12 protein-coding genes are annotated in these 15,893 nt (G+C 70.9%); 9 read left to right on the top strand and 3 right to left on the bottom strand.

Going from position 1 to position 15,893, the window contains the following annotated elements; genetic code table 11:
- Positions 1–67 precede the first annotated feature (67 nt).
- Complete coding sequence (locus OG792_RS33675; protein ID WP_329105815.1) at positions 68–1,573, bottom strand: CCA tRNA nucleotidyltransferase; 1,506 nt, start codon at positions 1,571–1,573, stop codon at positions 68–70.
- A 153-nt stretch (positions 1,574–1,726) separates the two neighbouring features.
- Here OG792_RS33675 and murJ point away from each other — a divergent pair, with 153 nt between their 5' ends.
- From murJ to OG792_RS33640, 7 genes are all read left to right on the top strand, one after another.
- On the top strand, positions 1,727–3,472 hold the full coding sequence (gene murJ / locus OG792_RS33670; RefSeq protein ID WP_329105813.1) for a murein biosynthesis integral membrane protein MurJ: 1,746 nt from the start codon (positions 1,727–1,729) through the stop codon (positions 3,470–3,472).
- Positions 3,473–3,843: 371 nt separating this feature from the next.
- A complete protein-coding gene (locus OG792_RS33665; RefSeq protein ID WP_329105811.1) occupies positions 3,844–5,442 on the top strand; it encodes a protein kinase family protein in 1,599 nt (532 codons plus the stop codon).
- A gap of 46 nt (positions 5,443–5,488) precedes the next feature.
- Positions 5,489–6,253 carry an RNA polymerase sigma factor SigM gene (gene sigM / locus OG792_RS33660; protein ID WP_329105809.1) on the top strand — a complete coding sequence of 255 codons (765 nt, stop codon included), beginning with the start codon at positions 5,489–5,491 and terminating at the stop codon, positions 6,251–6,253.
- Positions 6,250–7,278 (top strand): hypothetical protein, encoded by a 1,029-nt coding sequence (locus tag OG792_RS33655; RefSeq protein WP_329105807.1) that lies wholly within the window; start codon positions 6,250–6,252, stop codon positions 7,276–7,278. The genes sigM and OG792_RS33655 overlap by 4 nt, the downstream gene beginning before the upstream one ends.
- A gap of 185 nt (positions 7,279–7,463) precedes the next feature.
- On the top strand, positions 7,464–8,417 hold the full coding sequence (trxB, locus tag OG792_RS33650; RefSeq protein WP_329105805.1) for a thioredoxin-disulfide reductase: 954 nt from the start codon (positions 7,464–7,466) through the stop codon (positions 8,415–8,417).
- A 37-nt stretch (positions 8,418–8,454) separates the two neighbouring features.
- Positions 8,455–8,778 (top strand): thioredoxin, encoded by a 324-nt coding sequence (gene trxA / locus OG792_RS33645; RefSeq protein WP_329105803.1) that lies wholly within the window; start codon positions 8,455–8,457, stop codon positions 8,776–8,778.
- Positions 8,779–9,065: 287 nt separating this feature from the next.
- On the top strand, positions 9,066–10,229 hold the full coding sequence (locus OG792_RS33640; protein ID WP_329105801.1) for an N-acetylmuramoyl-L-alanine amidase: 1,164 nt from the start codon (positions 9,066–9,068) through the stop codon (positions 10,227–10,229).
- Positions 10,230–10,252: 23 nt separating this feature from the next.
- Here the strand turns inward: OG792_RS33640 and OG792_RS33635 are convergent, their stop codons facing one another.
- Entirely contained in the window at positions 10,253–10,918 is a 666-nt protein-coding gene (locus tag OG792_RS33635; protein ID WP_329105799.1) for a GNAT family N-acetyltransferase, read from the bottom strand.
- 325 nt (positions 10,919–11,243) lie between these two features.
- Between OG792_RS33635 and OG792_RS33630 the strand changes: the two genes are divergently transcribed.
- A complete protein-coding gene (locus tag OG792_RS33630) occupies positions 11,244–12,560 on the top strand; it encodes an aminotransferase-like domain-containing protein (protein ID WP_329105797.1) in 1,317 nt (438 codons plus the stop codon).
- A gap of 83 nt (positions 12,561–12,643) precedes the next feature.
- Positions 12,644–13,585, top strand: a complete 942-nt coding sequence (locus tag OG792_RS33625) for a D-alanine--D-alanine ligase family protein (RefSeq protein ID WP_329111600.1) — start codon at positions 12,644–12,646, stop codon at positions 13,583–13,585.
- Between the two features lie 62 nt (positions 13,586–13,647).
- Here the strand turns inward: OG792_RS33625 and OG792_RS33620 are convergent, their stop codons facing one another.
- Complete coding sequence (locus OG792_RS33620) at positions 13,648–14,529, bottom strand: hypothetical protein (RefSeq protein WP_329105795.1); 882 nt, start codon at positions 14,527–14,529, stop codon at positions 13,648–13,650.
- Between the last annotated feature and the right edge of the window lie 1,364 nt (positions 14,530–15,893).

The following is a 15,893-nucleotide window of genomic DNA, read 5'->3' as shown; positions in this document are numbered from 1 at the left end:
ACGAAACGGGGCGGTGTCCGGTCCGGACGCCGCCCCGTTGCCGTCACTTCCGGCCGCCCACCCGCCGTCAGCCCCCGACGCCCCGGTCCCGCGCCCAGCGTTGGAGTTCCGCCTCGGCCTCGTCCCGGTCCATCGGCCCGCGCTCCAGCCGCAGCTCCTTGAGGTGCCGCCACGCCTGCCCGACCAGCGGTCCGGGCGGTACGCCGAGCAACTCCATGATCGCGTTGCCGTCCAGGTCGGGCCGGACCCGGGCCAGGTCCTCCTCCGACCGGATCCGGGCGATCCGCTCCTCCAGCGCGTCGTAGTCCGAGGCGAGCTGGCGGGCCTTGCGCCGGTTGCGGGTGGTGCAGTCCGACCGGGTCAGCTTGTGCAGCCGCTCCAGCAGCTCACCCGCGTCGGCGACGTACCGGCGGACCGCCGAGTCGGTCCACTCGCCCCGGCCGTACCCGTAGAACCGCAGGTGCAGCCCGACCAGCGCGACCACCTGCGAGATCACGTCCTTGGGGTAGCGCATCGCCTTCATCCGCTGCTTCGTCAGCTTGGCCCCGACCACCTCGTGGTGGTGGAAGCTGACCCGCCCGTCCGAGCCGACCGCCTTCGTCGCCGGCTTGCCGACGTCGTGCATCAGCGCGGCCATCCGCAGGATGAAGTCGCAGCCCTGCTCCTCCAACCCGACCGCGTTGCTCACCACCGTCAGGGTGTGCTCGTACACGTCCTTGTGCTGGGCGTGCTCGTCGATCTCCAGCTTCAGCCCGGACAACTCAGGCAGGAACCGATCGGCCAGCCCGGTCTCGACCAGCAGCCGCAGGCCGGTGATCGGATCCGCACCGCAGAGCAGCTTGGTGAACTCGTCCCGGATCCGCTCGGCGGTGATCCGGTCCAGGTCGGTTGCCATCTCGACCATCGCGGTGCGCACCTGCGGCTGCACGGCGAAGCCCAGTTGGGCCGCGAACCGGGCCGCGCGCAGCATCCGCAACGGATCGTCACCGAACGACGCCCGCGGCGTGCCCGGCGTACGGATCACCCGCGCGGCCAGATCGGCCAGCCCGCCGTACGGGTCGGTGAAGACGTGTCCGGGCAGGCTGACCGCCATCGCGTTGATGGTGAAGTCGCGCCGTTGCAGATCGTCGATCAGGTTCGTGCCGTACCGCACCACCGGGTTGCGGGTGATCTGGTCGTACGACTCGGCCCGGAACGTGGTGATCTCCAGCCGCAGACCCTCGCGCTGGGCGCCGATGGTGCCGAACTCGCGCCCGGTCTCCCAGGTCGCCTCGGCCCAGCCCCGCAGAATCAGCAGCGTGTCGTCCGGGTGGGCGTCGGTGCAGAAGTCGAGGTCGTCGCCGAGCCGGCCGAGCAGCGCGTCCCGGACCGAGCCGCCGACCAGGTGCAGTTCGTGGCCGGCGCGGGCGAATCGGCGCCCCAGTTCGTCGGCGACGGGGGAAACCCGCAGCAGTTCGGCGACGGCGTTGCGTTGGGCGGCGGTCAACCCGGCCTCGGAGGGCTGGGGCGCGGCTGGTCCGGCGGCGGGTGCGGCGGCTGGTCCAGCGGCGTCGGGAGCGGAGGTTTCGGACATGGGAACGCCAGCCTATCGGTCCACCCGGGGCGGCACCCCGGCGGGCGGACCAGCCGGATCGGACTCGGCGCGGCGAGCGGTGACACCGGTTGACTAAGGTCTGAGCAGTATCGGTGGGCACGCCTGCCCGCCGTACCGGTTGGGGAGGCGCTCATGGGCGACGGGCTGTACCGCAGCGCGAACGCCATGCCGCACGGGGTTCCGCCGCCGGCCGACGGCGCGACCCTGATCTCGATCGAGTCGCAGGACCAGCCCATGGTCGAGACCACCGCGCCGGCCCCGGAGCCGCCGGGCGAGGGGACCGCCGCCGGGAACAGCGCGGTGATGGCGATCGGCAGCCTGGTCAGCCGGGGTACGGGCTTCCTGCGTACGGTCGCGCTCGGCTCGGCGCTGGGCTCGCTCGCGGTCGGCAACGCCTACACCACCGCACAGATCTTCCCGGGCATGGTCTACGAGTTCCTGCTCGGCGGCATCCTGACCAGCGTGCTGATCCCGGTGCTGGTCCGCCGCCGCAAGGGCGACCCGGACCAGGGCCAGGCGTACGCCCAGCGCCTGCTCACCCTGGCGGTGTTCGCCCTGGGCGTGGCGGCGATCATCGCGGTGGCCGCGGCCAGTTGGCTCACCGCGCTCTACGGCAGCGACAAGACCAGCGCGGACTTCCAGGGCCTGGTCACGAGGCTCTCCTACCTGATGCTGCCGATGATCTTCTTCACCGGCCTGTCCGCGTTGATCAGCGCGGTGCTCAACGTCCGGGGCCACTTCGCCGCCCCGATGTGGACGCCGATCCTGAACAACCTGGTGGTTATCGCCACCTTCGGCATCTACATCGCCGTCTTCGGCGCGAAGGTGATCCCGGCGGACGAGATGACGCCCGGCCGGATCGCGCTGCTCGGCGGTGGCACCCTGCTCGGTGTCGTCGTCCAGGCCGTCGGGCTGGTGCCGGCGCTGCGCAAGGTCGGGTTCCGGTGGCGCTGGCGGTTCGACTTCCGCGCCCTGGGCCTGCGGGAGCTGGCCCGGCTCGGCGGCTGGATGTTCTGTTACGTCGCGGTGAGCCAGATCGGCCTGGCCGTCCTGTTCAACCTGCTGAACCGGGCCGGGGACGCCGACGAGGCCGGCCCGCTGATCTACAACAACGTCTTCCTGCTGGTGATGATGGCGCACGGGATCGTGGCGGTGTCGATCCTCACCGCGCTGATGCCCCGGATGAGCGCCGCCGCCGCCGAGGGCCGGTACGCCGACGTCGTCGCCGACCTGTCCCGGGGAACCCGGGTGGTCACCGCGGTGCTCGCACCCATCTCGGTCTGCTACGCCGTGCTGGCCAGCCCGATCGCGGTCGTCCTGTTCAGGTACGGCGCGTTCAGCGACAAGAGCGCCACCGCGACCTCGGTGGTACTGCTGGTCGGTGCGCTGGCGCTGATCCCGTTCGCGGTCAGCCAGCTCTTCACCTTCGCCTTCTACGCGCTGCCGGACACCAAGACCCCGGCACTGATCAACATTCCGGTGGTGGGGATCCGGGTGCTGGTACAGATCGGGCTGTTCGCCGCGTTCAGCGCCTCGTTCGCCGCCGCCGGGCTGATGCTCGGCAACGCGGTGTCGTACCTGGCGGCAGTGGTGATCACGGCGATGCTGCTGCGTCGCCGGATCGGTCGACTCGGGCTCGGCGAGATCATGAAGACGGTCGGCAAGGTGGTGGTCGCCGCGCTCGGCTCGGCACTGGTCGGCTGGCTGGTCCTGCAACTGCTGCCGGGCGACTCGACCCCGAGTCGGCTGGAGGCGATCGTCCGACTGGTGGTCGGCGGCGGCCTGATCGGCGCGAGTTACGTCGGGCTCGCCATGCTGCTGCGGATCCACGAGATCAGCGAGGTCGTCCAGCTCGTACGACGCAAGGTCGGTCGCTGATTGGCACGGCATGACTGGGGATGACCTGTGGATAACCGAGGGAAGTGGCGTGGATGACCTGCCCTCGGGCTGTGGACAACGGCAGATCACCCCCGACGGTGGGTACGGGTGGCCGGGCCACACCGGTGGCCCTCGCGCAAGTAGTTGAAATGAACCGATAGATTAGGAATTGCCGGTGCCATCGAGGCGGATGACACCGGTCGTACTTGGACTGTTCGGCATACTCCCGGCACCAGGTCGGGTACGCCCGCAAGATGACATGTCGGGGATGAGTCCATCCCAGGTAAGGTCGCTCTCGACAGGTGCGGAGAGCGCCTACGCTATGGAATGGCGCCCAGCGTCCGGTCCACCGGCGATAGAGCGGAAAACCAATGCCCAGCAGCACGGGTCCATCGATCGCGACAATCATCGAGGGAGGACGGGTGACCCAGGTCGGCGAAGGTCAGGAGGCGGACGAGGTCGCGCCGCCCGTTATGGCCTTCGGTGCGCCCGCCGTCGGTGAGGTCCTCGCCGAGCGGTACGAGCTGGCCGAGCACATCAACGACGACAGCGCCGGCCGCCAGGTCTGGCGCGGTGTCGACGTGGTCCTCCGCCGACCCGTGGCCGTGGTACTCCGTTATCCCGGCGGCGACTCGGCGATGGAGATGCTCCAAGCCGCGGTGACCGCGAGCCGGGTGATCCACCCCAACCTCGTCGGCGTCTACGACGCGATCGACGAGGACGAGCGGGCATACGTCGTACGGGAGTGGGTGGACGGCCACTCGCTGCGGGAACTGGTCGCCGACGGCCCACTCGAACCGGCCCGCGCCACCAGCATCGCGCACGCCGTCGCCGGTGCCATCGCCGCCGTACACGCCACCGGAATGGTGCACGGCAACGTCCACCCCGGCACCGTGATGGTCGGCGACGACGGTCGGGTGGTGCTCGCCGACGCCCGCGCCGACGGCAACGACACCATCGAGACCGATGCCCGCGCGGTCGGTGGTGTGCTCTACTTCGCCCTCACCGGGGCGTGGCCGCACGTCGAGGCCAACCTCTCCGGCGGCCGGGGCCGATCCGCCCTGCCCGACGGGGTCCGGGACGCGAACGGCGCCCTCGCCGCCCCCCGGCAGGTCCGGGCCGGCGTGCCGGCGTACCTCGACGACCTGACCATGGACCTGCTCGACCCGCAGCTCGCCGTTCCCTCGGTCGACGTGCTCGCCGCCGAACTCGGCCGGCTGAACGCCGCCGCCGAGGAGCAGTACCTGGACAACAGCGGCCCGCTGCGGTTCACCAGCCACGACGAGGAAAACATCGGCGCACCCGCCGCGCCGGCCGGTGCCCGCAAGATCGTCGCGGGGGTGGCCGGGCTGCTGGTGATCGCCCTGATCGGCCTCTACTTCGGCATCAACGCGCTCTCCGACAACGGCGGCACCGGCACCGCCTCGCCGGCCACCCCGCCGGGTGCCACCGCCCCGGCCGGCGGCACCGACGCCCCGACCACCCAGCCGAAGAAGATCCCGATCGACGGCAGCAGCGTACGGATCGTCAGCACCGGCACCGACCGGGGTGACGAACTGAACGGCGCCGCGGCGGTGGTGGACGGTGACGTCAACAAGGGCTGGGAGTCCGACTCCTACGACGGCCCGAAGTTCGCCAACCTCAAGACCGGCATGGGCGTCCTGATCGACCTGAAGGAGCCCCGGGCCATCAAGGACGTGCAGGTGACCCTGGCCAACACCGGTGCCACCGCCGAGTTGAAGACCGGCACGACCACCCTGCCGTCGAGCAAGGCATCGGACACCCAGCTCGTCACCTCGTACCAGATCATCGGCGAGCCGTTCGAACGGGCCGGATCGGTGATGACCTTCAGCGCGTTCGAATCCGAGAAGAAGTACCAGTACCTGCTCTTTTGGGTCACCGACATCATCAAGAACGCCAAGGGCGACTACCGGCTCGGCATCCAGGAAATCACGGTCCGGGAACCGTGATCGGTCAGCCGGCGCGCCGCACCCGTCCACCGGACCGGGCCGGGTCATGACCAGCCCTCCCGTGCCGGACGAGACGAGCGGCGCCCCGGCCGACACCGCCGGTGCCCCCGACCGGCTGGCCGGACTCAGCGACGCTGAGCTGCTCCGGGCGCACGTCGACGGCGATCGGGACGCCTTCGCCCAGCTCTTCCACCGGCACCGGGACCGGCTCTGGGCGGTGGCCCTGCGTACCCTCGCCGACCGGGAGGACGCGGCCGACGCCCTACAGGACGCCCTGCTCTCGGCCCACCGCGCCGCCGCCCGCTTCCGCGGTGACGCCGCCGTCACCACCTGGCTGCACCGCATAGTGGTCAACGCCTGCCTGGACCGGATCCGGCGCCGGCAGGCACACCCCACGGTCCCGCTGCCCGACGGCTCGCGGACCGACGAGACCGGCCGGTGGGTGGGCGTCGAGCCCGCCGCGCCGGCCCCCGACCACGACACCGCGCTCGTCGTCCAGCAGGCGCTGGCCAGGCTTCCGGCCGAGCAGCGGGCGGCGATCATCCTGGTCGACGTCCAGGGCTACCCGATCGCCGAGGTCGCGATCATGCTCGGGGTCGCCGAGGGCACGGTGAAGAGCCGCTGCGCCCGAGGTCGGGCCCGACTCGCCCTGATCCTCGGTCACCTGCGTCCCCGCGGACCGGCCGCAGCGGCGCCGAACAGGGCGAACGACGACGTGCCGTCGGTCACCCGGGGGAACCCGGCGCCCGGTGACGGCGTCCGATCGGGGTCGAGTCAATCCGGGCGCGACCGCATGCAGGAGGAACAGTGACCGCGGGCCAGTCCAGCGAGGTCGACCTCGACCTGCTGGCCGACTATCTCGGGGGGGTCCTGGCGGACACCCCGGAAGAGGCTGCGGTCGCCCGTCTGATCGATGCGGACCCGGAGTGGGCGGCCGCGTACGCGGCACTGAGCCGGGCGTTCGACTCGGTCCGGCAGGACCTCGCCGCCTGGGCGGACACCACCGAACCGATGCCGGCCGAGATCAGCCACCGGCTCACCAACGCGCTCACCGACGCCGGGGCACTCGGCCAGCCCGCCATCCCGACCCAGTTCACCGAGCAGGCCCAGCTCACCGAGCGGGCGGAACGTACCGAGTCGACGCGGCGCACCGAGCAGGCGGAACGCCGGCTCACCGCCGTACCCGGAATTGGTGACCGGGTGGCCGGCGGCCGGGACCGCGTTCCCCGGTCGGCCCGGCGACGCTGGTCGCGAATGGCCGGGGCGGTCACCGTCGCGGCCGCCGCGGTCGCCTTCGCGGGCTTCGGCCTCAGCCGCCTCGGTGTGTCGGACGTCGCGTCCAACGGCGGTTCCGCAGACAGCGCCGCCGCGCCCGTCGTCTCCGGCCCGGTCCCACCGATCGCGCTGCCCGCCGCCCAACAGCTGATCGCCACCGGTACGGACTACCTGCCCGACTCCCTGCCCAAGTCGCTGGCCAGCAGGCTGCCTGCGAACACCGAGGAGCGCAGCGGCACCGACGCCGCCAGCCCGCCCAACACCGGTTCGCTGGGCACCTTCGGCGCCGCCCCCGAGCCGGACCGGGGCCCGATCGCCGCCGGCCTGGCCCGGCTGGCCGACCGGGACGCGCTCACCGCCTGCCTCGAAGCGATCGCCCTCGCTCACGGCCGCGGCGCGGTCACCTTCAACCTGGTGGACTACGCCACCTTCGAGGGCGTTCCCGCGCTCGTGATCAGCCTCACCGACGGCACCGGCGGTCGCTGGGCCTGGGTCAGCGGCGCGGACTGCGGCCTGCCCACGTCGGGTGCGGACACCCGTTACCAGTCCCAGGTAGGGTGAATCGACTCCGCACGGCTGTAAGGCCTTCGGCGTGACGTGACCCACCGGATGTCCGGCTGGGGAATTTCCCCTTCGTAGGATGACGTTCTGCTCAACAGTTGCCGGTCGTCGGATCGTCGGCCGGCGGCTCGCCGGCATCGATGGGCCACACGGGTCGGCGACACACAGACTCTCGGGAGACGGCAGTGGACGAGGTCCGCAACCTCATCATCATCGGCTCTGGGCCGGCCGGCTACACGGCCGCCGTGTACGCCGCCCGGGCCAACCTCAAACCGCTGATCATCGAGGGTGTGCAGTCGGGTGGCGCCCTGATGACCACCACCGAGGTGGAGAACTTCCCCGGCTTCCCCGACGGCATCCTCGGGCCGGAGCTGATGGACTCGATGCGCAAGCAGGCCGAGCGGTTCGGCGCCGAGTTCCTCACCGACGACGTCAGCCGGGTCGAGCTGACCGACACCGGTGAACCGGGCTCCGCCGCCGTCAGCGTCGTATACGTCGGCGAGACCGCGTACCGGGCCAAGGCGGTCATCCTCACCACCGGCTCCGCCTGGCGGCCGCTCGGCGTTCCCGGCGAGCAGGAATACCTCGGCCACGGTGTCTCGTCCTGTGCCACCTGTGACGGCTTCTTCTTCCGGGGCCAGGAGATAGTGGTGGTCGGCGGCGGCGACTCGGCGATGGAGGAAGCGAGCTTCCTCACCAAGTTCGCGGCCAAGGTGACGATCGTGCACCGCCGGGACAGCTTCCGGGCCAGCAAGATCATGGCCGAGCGGGCGTTGGGCAACGAGAAGATCCAGGTGGAGTGGAACAGCCAGGTCGAAGAGGTTCTCGGTGCCGACGGCAAGGTCACCGGGGTACGGCTGCGTAACGTACACACCGGTGAGACCAAGGTGCTCGACGTCGCGGGCGTGTTCGTGGCCATCGGTCACGACCCCCGCAGCCAGCTCTTCCAGGGTCAGGTCGACATGGACGAGAACGGCTACGTACGGGTGAACGCGCCGGGCACCACGACCAACGTACCGGGCGTCTTCGCCGCCGGAGACCTGGTCGACCACACCTACCGCCAGGCGATCACCGCCGCCGGCACCGGCTGCGCCGCGGCGCTGGACGCCGAACGCTTCCTGGCCACGTTGGAAGTCTGAGACAACCGAAAGCGCACGCCCGGAGGAGGGTCTTTTCATGGGAACAACCAAGGCGGTCACCGACAAGAATTTCGTCAGTGACGTGCTCCAGTCGGACAAGCCGGTCCTGGTCGACTTCTGGGCCGAGTGGTGCGGACCGTGCCGGAAGGTCTCCCCGCTGCTGGAGGAGATCGCCCGCGAGATGGGCGACCGGGTCACCATCGTGAAGCTCAACATCGACGAGAACCCCGAGACCGCCATGGCCTACCGGGTGATGTCGGTGCCGACCCTCACCATCTTCAAGGGCGGCCAGCCGGTGCAGTCGGTGGCCGGCGCCCGCCCCAAGAGCGACCTGGTCAAGCTGATCGAGGCCGCGCTCTAGGGCTGCACCACCGACTCGCATTCGAGTCTGCACGTCCGTGCCCGTCACCGCTCCACCGGTGACGGGCACGTTCCGTTCCGGCAACGATGTCCGGAAACCGGCGGCACGCGATCCGACAGCCGTCCGCATCCGGTCAAGTCAGGGCGGTGGGCACCCGGTCACGGTACGCTCCGGAAGCGTTCTCAGGAGCAGTCGGCAACCGGCGAACAGGACACCGCCGGACGTTGGGCCCGACTCGCCCCGCCGCCAGACCGACCGAACACAGCACCCGCAGAGGGAGGTCGTTCGTGCGTCCTGTCCGACGTGGTGACCGCGGCCCTGCGGTCACCGAGATCAGAGGCGTCCTGCTCGGCCTCGCCCTGCTCACCCCCGGCACCTCGGCCACGACCGACGAGTTCGGGCCGGACATCGAGCACGCCGTACGCGCCTTCCAACAGAGCCGTGGACTGAGCGTCGACGGCCAGGTCGGCGCCGAAACGTGGCGCGCTCTCGACGCCGCCCGCTGGCGGCTCGGCGCCCGTACCCTCTACCACGCGATTCCCGACCCGCTCACCGGCGAGGACGTACGCACGTTGCAGGAACGGCTGCTCGAAATGGGCTACGACGTCGGCCGGGCGGACAGCATCTACGGCATCCAGACCGCCCGCGCGGTGGCCCAGTTCCAACGTGAGGTCGGCCTCTCCCCGGACGGCACCTGCGGGCCGCACACCATGCACGCGCTCCGCCGGCTGGGTCGCAAGGTGGTCGGCGGACGGCCACAGTTGCTGCGCGAGTCCGACGCGATCCGGCAGTCCGGCCCCAACCTGATGGGCAAGGTCATCGTCATCGACCCCGGTCACGGCGGCTCCGACCCGGGCATCGTCGTACCCGACGGCGGGCTGCGCTGGACCGAGGCGGAACTCGCCTACGACCTGGCCAACCGGCTGCGCGGGCGACTCGTCGCCGCCGGCATGCGGGTCCACCTCACCAGGGGGCCGGTGCCCGCCGCCGTACTGCCCGACCTGGCCCGCGCGGAACTCGCCAACGAACTCGGCGGCGACCTGTTCATCTCGCTGCACACCGACGGCCACGCCAACCCGGAGGCGGACGGGGTGGCGACCTACCACTACGGCACCGACAACGGGGTCACCTCGACCTTCGGTGAACGGCTGGCTGGCCTGGTCCAGCGGGAGATCGTGGCCCGGACCGGCATGCGCGACTGCCAGGTGCACGCCAAGACCTGGGAACTGCTCCGACTCACCCGGATGCCGGCCGTACGGGTCGAGGTCGGCTACCTCACCTCACCCGTCGACCTGGCCCGACTGACCAACCCCGGCTTCCGGGACCACGTGGTCGAGGCGATCGTCGCCGCCGTACAGCGGATGTACTTCCCGATCGAGCAGGACGTACCGACCGGCTCGATCGACGTCAGCGAGCTGCGCGCGGCGGTGGCGGCCGGCGCGCCCAAGTAGAGGCTCGCGCCGCCGCCGGTGCCTCAACCCGTCGTGGTGGTGGTACGGGTGGCCGGGCGGACCGGGCGCAGCAGGCTCTCCGGGCTCATCGACCCGAGCAGCTTCTCCAGCGCGTACTCGACGTCGGACTTCCAGGAGAGCGCGGTGCGCAGCTCCAACCGCAGGCGCGGGTAGCGGTGGTGCTGGCGTACCGTCTTGAAGCCCACGGAGAGGAAGTAGTCCGCCGGGGCGACACACCCGCCGGCCTCGTCACCGGCCTCGCCGAACTTCGCGTCCCCGAACGCCTCGATCGCCTTGATGCCCCGCTTGGTCAGGTCGCGGGCGACGCCCTGGACGAGCATCCGGCCCAGTCCACCGCCGGCGAACGCGGCCACCACGTGCGCGGTGGTCAGCAACGCGGCGTCGGCCGAGACCGGCGAGGTGGGAAACGCCATCGACCGGGGCACGTACGCCGGTGGCGCGTACATGGCGAAGCCGGCCGGCATCCCGTCCACGTAGACGAGCTTGCCGCAGGAACCCCACTCCAGCAGGGTCTGCGAAACCCAGGCTTCCTTCTCCAGGCCCGGATCACCCGCCGCGCAGGCCCGGTCGGCGGCCACCGGGTCGAGCTCCCAGTAGACGCACTGCCGACACGGGCGCGGCAGATCTTCGAGCGTATCGAGGGTCAGACTGACCAGACGTCGCGACATCGCCGTATCCCCAAAAATCCGGTCGGAGGCCCAAAGACCGCGAAATATCGCCACAGCCGCGCCTTGCCCCCAACGAGCGATCGTACGCCGTAACTTCGCGGCACGGGAGAGGTCGGGCTGACCGGTACGACCCGGGTCGCGGATCGGGTCGCCGACCGCTGTCCGGGATGTGGACCACGGGTCGGCTGTACGGCCGTAACGCTGCGGCGCAGATTACGATCGAATTAACGGTGCCGTGTGGCTAGGGTTGCCCGGCACCCTGCGATCAGGTGTGTCATGACCGAGAGACCGGGTTGTCATGACCGAGCGCAGCGAGGGAGAGGCCATGACCGGCACGACGCTCGACGACTATACCGACCGCTACGCCCGCCGCGTGCGGGGCATGACGGCATCGGAGATCCGAGCGCTCTTCGCCGTGGCCAGTCGCCCCGAGGTGGTGTCACTCGCCGGCGGCGCCCCGTACATCGCCGCCCTGCCGCTCGACGCGGTCGGTGAGATGCTCGGCCGACTCGGTGCCGAACACGGCACCACCACCCTCCAGTACGGCATCGGCCAGGGCATGCTCGACCTGCGGGAACGCATCTGCGAGGTGATGGCGCTCTCCGGCATCGACGTCGGCTGCGGTGCGTCCCCGGAGGACGTCGTCGTCACCGTCGGCGGTCAACAGGCCCTCGACCTGGTCGCCAGACTCTTCCTCGACCCCGGCGACGTGGTGCTCACCGAGGGCCCCACCTACGTCGGCGCACTCGGTGTCTTCCAGGCCGCCCAGGCCCAGGTCGTGCACGTGCCGATGGACGGCGACGGGCTCATCCCGGAGGCGCTGGAACTGGCCATCGCCGAGGTGGCCCGGAGCGGGCGGCGGGCGAAGTTCCTCTACACCATCCCGACCTTCCAGAACCCGACCGGCGTGACCCTGACCGACGAGCGGCGGGAGCGGGTGCTCGACATCTGCGAACGCGCCGGTCTGCTGGTGGTCGAGGACGACCCGTACGGCCAGCTCGGCTTCGACGGGGACGCACCCGCGCCCCTGCGGGCCCGTCGCCGGGACGGCGTCTTCTACCTCAGCACCTTCTCCAAGACCTTTGCGCCGGGCCTGCGGGTGGGCTGGATCCTCGCCCCGCACGCCGTACGAGACAAGCTGGTGATCGCCTCCGAGGCGCAGATCCTCTGCCCGAGCGCGTTCGCGCAGTCCGCCGTTACCAGCTACCTGACCACCATGCCGTGGCGGGAACAGCTCAAGACGTACCGCGAGGTCTACCGGGAACGCCGGGACGCCCTGCTCGGGGCGCTCGGCGACCTGATGCCGGCCGGCACCAGTTGGACCAAACCCGGCGGCGGGCTCTTCGTCTGGGCGACGCTCCCGGACGGTCTGGACTCGAAGGCGATGATGCCGCGTGCGATCGCCGCCCGGGTCGCGTACGTGCCGGGGACCGGTTTCTACGCCGACGGAACCGGCACCGGTCACATGCGGCTCAACTTCTCCTTCCCGCCGCCGGACCGGATCCGTGAGGGCGTCCGGCGGCTGGCCAGCGTGATGGAACAAGAAATGGCGATGCGCCAGGTGTTCGGCACGGTCAGCCGGCCGGCGGCGGGTCGCCGCGGGCAGGCCGGCGCCGACGCTCCGGGTCCCGACTTGGCATGATCTCCGGCATGAGTACGCCGCCGGCCGATTCCGGTCCGCCCACGAACGAACCGCTGATCCCCACCGCGCACACCCTCACCGACATGCGCGTACTGGTGCTGGCCGGCGGCCTGTCCTACGAACGCGACGTGTCGTTGCGCTCCGGACGCCGGGTACTGGACGCGCTGCGCACGGTCGGGGTGGAGGTGGAACTCCGCGACGCCGACGTGGCGCTGTTGCCCGCGCTACAGGCCGACCCGCCGGACGCGGTGGTGATCGCACTACACGGGGCGACCGGTGAGGACGGCTCGCTGCGCGGCGTGCTGGACCTCTGCGACGTCCCGTACGTCGGCTGCGACGCCCGCTCCTCCCGACTCGCCTGGGACAAACCCTCGGCGAAAGCGGTGTTGCGCGAGGCGGGCATCCCGACGCCGGACTGGGTAGCGCTGCCGCACGATCGCTTCTCCGAGCTCGGCGCGGTCGCGGTGCTGGACCGGATCGTCGACCGACTGGGACTGCCGCTCATGGTCAAGCCGGCGCAGGGCGGATCGGGCCTCGGCGCCGCCGTGGTGCGGGACGCCGCCGCGCTGCCGGCCGCGATGGTCGGCTGTTTCGCGTACGACTCGACGGCGCTGGCCGAGCGCTACGTGCCCGGCATGGACGTGGCGGTTTCTATCGTCGACCTGGGCGACGGGCCCCGGGCACTACCCGCGGTCGAGATCGTGCCCCGCAACGGCGTGTACGACTACGCGGCCCGCTACACGGCCGGTCTGACCACCTGGCACGCGCCGGCCCGACTGACCCCCGTGGTGGCCGCCGAGGTCGCCGACACCGCCCTGGCCGCGCACACGGCACTCGGCCTGCGTGACCTGTCCCGGGTCGACCTCATCGTCGACGAGGCCGGACGCCCACACGTACTGGAAGTCAACGTCTCGCCGGGGATGACCGAAACCTCACTGCTCCCGCTCGCGGTGCAGGCCGCCGGCCTCGACTTCGGCAAGCTGCTCGGCTCGCTCGTCGCCCGCGCGGTCGGCCGCCGCCGCTAGCGTCCGGGGAGCGGGCGGCACCGGTGCCCGACCCGATCCCCGGCGCCCTGCCCGCCGCCTGATCAACCGGCTGACCGGTCGAGCGGCTGCCCGGTCCGACCGTCCTGCTCCGGGCTGTCATCCTGCTCCGGCGGTGCCTCGGCGTACGCGACCAGGGACGCGTCCGTCACCGATCGGCCCGCCGGAGAGTTGTCCGAGGTAGCTCCGTCCGGGACCGTGCTGTCTGCGCTGTCCGCAGCCGTGCCGGTCGAAGCCCTGCCGGTCGGGGAATCGGCACCGGCGGCGCCACTCGGGCTTGCCGGCTCCAGTTCGAGGTCTTCCAGGCCCAGACCGGCTGCGGCCTGCTGGGTCAGGTTCGAGGGTGCCTGCCACTGGATGCGCGGCGGCTCCGCCAACGGCCGCCCGCCGAACTCGGCCAGCCAGGCCGCCACGTGCGCGAGGTTCTCCCGCCAGGTCGACTCGGGAATCGCCGGCAGGATGGCGTCCCACAGCGACAGGAAGGTGCCCCGCAACTGCAACCGACCGTACGGTCGCGCCAGGAACCACATGTGCAGGTGCGCCGAGCCGTCACCCCATCGGTTGACGTGTACCCGGGCGACGCCGTCGAGGGACCGGATCGCTCGCTCCAGACGCACGGTCATCACACCGAGCTCGGCCGCGAGCAGGTTGGGTAGGTCACCCAGGTCGAGATGCGACCGGGATTCGAGGATGAGCACCATCGGCAGTCCGGTCGGACGGTCCATGGCGCGTACCCGCCAACGCTCACTGACCCAGATGTAGGCGTCATCCGGCGCGTTGCAGGAGAGGCATTCGGCCGAACCTTCGCCCTTGCGAGCCGGCTCGACGTCGACCGGGTCGTCGAGGTGCTTGACGCTGAGGTCTCCCTCGAAGGGAAACGACGGCCACTTCGCGAAGTCTGGAACAGAAAGAGGGGTGTGGGGCACGACGCTGACCCTAACCGAGTTGTAGACGACTGTCCCTCCCCATCTCGGCCCGCGACCGGTACGCGTACCGGTCCTGATCACGGGCTCCGGCCGGGCGCGTTCCGGCTCCCGGCGAGCACCTGGTCGACCCGGTCCCGGAAGAGCAACACGGCCCGACCGGAGGACCTGATCAGGACCGACCAGCCCCGGAACCAGCCGACAACGGCCCGGTTTTCGGTCCGTCATCCACAGGCCCGCACCCCGTTTTACGCGCGGTTTCACGTGAAACGGGGCCAGGCTGTGGACAAACCCTGTGGATTACTTTCGGACGCCCCGTCGATCGGCCTCCGCGATGATCCCGACCCCTGGTTCGGGCCCTCTCCCAGCCGATCTGCGGGGGCCCCGTCGACCCCGGAAGCGACCGGCCCCCGCGTCTCTCGGCCGTCTCCGGATCACCCTGCCGTTAGCCGATCGGGCACTGCCTCCGTCCCGCCCGGCGCATGTCCAGCCGCTCCAGGCCGGCCAACGCCGCCATCTCCGGCATACACCACCCGGACGCGCGAACCCGGACTACTCACGGAGCCGGACAGGCGCCGGGGCTCGGCCACCGTCGGCGGGACACCGGGTGCCGCACCGACCATCGCCGGACCGGGATCCGATGGGTCGGCCGTCCCCGGATCCGGTGGGTCGGCCCGTCCCGTCCTGTCTCGACCCGCCCTGTCCATGCGGCAGTCCCGTCCTGTTCCGAATCTGGCCACCGCATCTCGACCGTGCCCGCGATGCCACTCGCGTGTGGCGGCCTTCACGAGTGACTGCCGGCGTCGGCACCAGAAACGGTTGACTCGGGGTACGGGCGGACAGCCGAGTACCGACTGAACCTGACTCCGGCGAGCCGTCCCGTTGATCAGTCCGTCGGTCGGTCCGAGCCAGTTGAGGCTCCGACCGCTCGTCGGTCCGAGGTGGCCGAGGCTCCGCGTCGTCCCAGGGGCCTCGGCGTCCGCACCTGGTCGGCCTCTTCCTTCCCGTTCCCGAAGCAAACCTTCGAGTGACTGCGTTCCACCGAAGGACACCGAGGCGGCGAGGGCACTCGGACCCCGTGACGGCCGGACCGCCCGCCATGCCGGTACGCCGACGCCGCCCGAGGACTACGGGTTCGGGCAACCGCGAAAAGGTGCCGCGCACCTGCCCCGCCCCGACCCGTCCCCGACTCGTCTAACCCGCCCGTCCCGTCGTACGCCTGTCCCGTCCCGGTGATTGTCTGAGACGCTGCGCCCAGCGGAGCAGTAGCGTCGACAGCGGCGGGGCGGCGATTCGGCATGACCCTCCGGCCGGACACTTCCCGGTCGACTCGGGATCAACGGACGCGGACCCGACAGCCAGTCTCA

Origin of the sequence: Micromonospora sp. NBC_01699 (assembly GCF_036250065.1) — a bacterium.
GTDB lineage: Bacteria > Actinomycetota > Actinomycetes > Mycobacteriales > Micromonosporaceae > Micromonospora_G.
Note: the sequence above shows the minus strand (reverse complement) of the source record. Positions and strands in the feature narration are given on the sequence as shown.